Origin of the sequence: Bradyrhizobium sp., assembly GCF_030654605.1 — a bacterium.
Taxonomy (GTDB): domain Bacteria; phylum Pseudomonadota; class Alphaproteobacteria; order Rhizobiales; family Xanthobacteraceae; genus Bradyrhizobium.
This window is the reverse complement of sequence record NZ_JAURXB010000132.1, coordinates 1-2,473: the sequence shown is the minus strand read 5'-3', so window position 1 is coordinate 2,473 and position 2,473 is coordinate 1. Positions and strand designations below refer to the sequence as shown.

General features: G+C 64.3%; 2 protein-coding genes and 1 pseudogene. 2 read left to right on the top strand and 1 reads right to left on the bottom strand.

Features of this window, described 5'->3' with window-relative positions; genetic code table 11:
• Both Q7U29_RS13075 and Q7U29_RS13070 read left to right on the top strand, forming a co-directional pair.
• Window positions 1–84 (top strand): annotated as a pseudogene (locus Q7U29_RS13075) (Lrp/AsnC family transcriptional regulator); the annotation flags it as partial.
• Window positions 85–355: 271 nt separating this feature from the next.
• Window positions 356–1,510: a TAXI family TRAP transporter solute-binding subunit gene (locus tag Q7U29_RS13070; RefSeq protein ID WP_304742010.1), complete on the top strand. Its 1,155-nt coding sequence runs from the start codon at window positions 356–358 to the stop codon at window positions 1,508–1,510.
• Between the two features lie 158 nt (window positions 1,511–1,668).
• On the opposite strand, the gene Q7U29_RS13065 is transcribed toward Q7U29_RS13070, so the two are convergent.
• The coding region (locus tag Q7U29_RS13065) for a cytochrome c (RefSeq protein WP_304742008.1) at window positions 1,669–2,473 on the bottom strand (805 nt) is incomplete at its 5' end.

Below are 2,473 nucleotides of genomic sequence, written 5' to 3'. Positions count from 1 at the left end.
TTCGTCAACGAGAAGGTGCAGGTCATTCCCGGCATCCAGGACACCCACACCATCATCACCTTCAAGGCGTTCGGCGGCAGCTAGATTGCAAACTCGAAAGGCTCGGCACAACCGTAACCGTCGCCATTGCAACCCACGCGTTACCCTGGCTGTCGGATGAGCGCGTCCCCGGTGCGCGGATTGGTCTCCGTCCGTGTCTCGCTTCGGTCTTGCGGGAGCGCCGGAAATCCGCGAGCATTCGCGCCGACGCGAGCCTGTCTCCCCACGTGCTCATTGGCACGCCCTTGCGGGAGCCGGGAAACATCGGCGACAAGCGTCTCAAGGCTGCAACGACAGCCGCAACGGGAGGAATGGAATGATCAAGCGTAAGATGATGCTGGCGGCCATCGCGCTGACCGGAACCGCGGTCGCGGCATCGACGGCGGCGGCACAGGTTAAATTGCCGCCCAACGTGACGATGACGGCCTATGACACCGGTACGTCGGGGTTCAATATCACCGTCGCCATCGGCAAGATGCTCAAGGACAAATACGGCACCGACGCGCGCGTGCTGCCCGCCGGCAACGACGTCGCCCGCCTTCAGCCCCTGCGTCTCAACCGCGCGGCCATTTCCGCGATGGGCGCCGGCGTCTATTTCGCGCAGGAAGGCGTGTTCGAATTCGCGACAAAGGAGTGGGGACCGCAGGCGGTCCAGATCACCTTGAGTTCGGTGGATTGCAACGGCCTTTCGCTGGCAGTGGCCGGCGACGCCGGGGCGAAGACCCTGGCGGAGCTGAAGGGCAAGCGCATCGGCTTCGTGGTCGGCTCGCCGGCGCTCAACCAGAATGCACTGGCGATGCTGGCATTCGCCGGTCTCACCGCCAAGGATGTCAAGATCGTCGAATTCGCCAGCAACAACGCGATGTGGAAAGGCGCCAACAACAACGACGTCGATGCGATGTTCGGCTCGACGATCTCGGGGCCTGCCAAGGAGTTGCAGACCTCGCCGCGCGGCATCGTCTGGCCGCCCTTGGCGCATTCCGACAAGGCGGGCTGGGATCGCGTACGCAAGGTCGGGCCGTTTTTTACCGAGCATAACGCCACCTGCGGCGCGGGCATTGCGAAGGACAAGCCGATCGAGATGGGTACCTATCCGTATCCGATCTACACGGTGTACGGCACCCAGCCCGAGAACGACGTCTACATGCTGACCAAGGCGTTGATCGAAGGCTATGACGGATTCAAGGACGGCGCGCCGGGCGCCAGCGGGCTTGCGGTGAAGGGACAGACCAAAAACTGGGCGGTGCCGGTGCACAAGGGCGCGGTCAAGGCGCTGAAGGAAGCCGGTGCCTGGAGCGACGATCAGGAGAAGCACAACAACGCACTGTTCAAGCGTCAGGAAATCCTGGCCGCGGCGTGGGCCAACTTCAGCAAGGGCACCCCGTCGGCGGATGCCGCCAAATTCACCGAGGAGTGGATGGCCGCGCGCAAGGCGGCGCTCACCAAGGCCGGCCTGATCGACACGTTCTGAGGGATGGCGCTTCTTCTCCCCTCCTCCCGCGCAGCGGTGGGGAGGGGTCGGGGGTGGGGGGTGTCTCAACAAATTCGCTGACAGTTGTGTGCGCTGAAGCGCCCCCCACCCCCGACCCCTCCCGCCACGCGCAAGGGCGCGTGGAGGGAGGGGAGAAGTTACGACTTCTCCTTTTTCTTCGGCCGTGGCGGCCCCTCCACCGGCGGCAGCGATTTGATGTATTCCGCCATCGCCGCGCGATCCTCAGGCGACAGTTGCGAGGTATTGCGGATCACGCGCGCCATCGATCCGCCGGCGGTATCACCCTCCGGCGTCTGCCCGGTCTCGAGGAAATAGGCGATGTCCTTGGCGCTCCAGTCGCCGAGCCGCTTCTGCGTGATGTTCGGTACCCAGCCCTCGCCTTCCGGATTCGGTCCGCCGGCAAAACGTTGCGCCGCGACGATGCCGCCGAGAAAATTGCGCGGGCTGTGGCATTCGGCGCAATGGCCGAGGCCGCCGACGAGATAGGCGCCGCGATTCCACTGCGCCGAGCGCGCGGGGTCCGGCGCAAACGGCTTGTCGTCCATGAACAGCAATTTCCAGATTCCGATATTGCGCCTGACATTGAACGGGAATGGAACGCCGTGATCCCTGACCTTGCCGGACACCGGTGCCAGCGTCTTCAGGTAAGCGAACAGGTCGCGGACGTCTTCGACTCGGGCATGAACGTAGGACGCATAGGGAAAGGCCGGGAAATAATGCGCGCCCGAAGGCGAAGTGCCCTTGAGCACCGCGCTGACGAATTCGGCTTCGGTCCATCGCCCGATGCCATCGGCCGGATCGGGCGAGATGTTCGGCGAATAAAACGTGCCGAACGGTGACGGGATGGCGAGGCCGCCGCCGAGCTTGAGCCGATCGGGCTGGCCCGGCACGGCATGACAGGAGGAACATCCGCCGGCATTGAACGTTGTGAGGCCGTTGGCC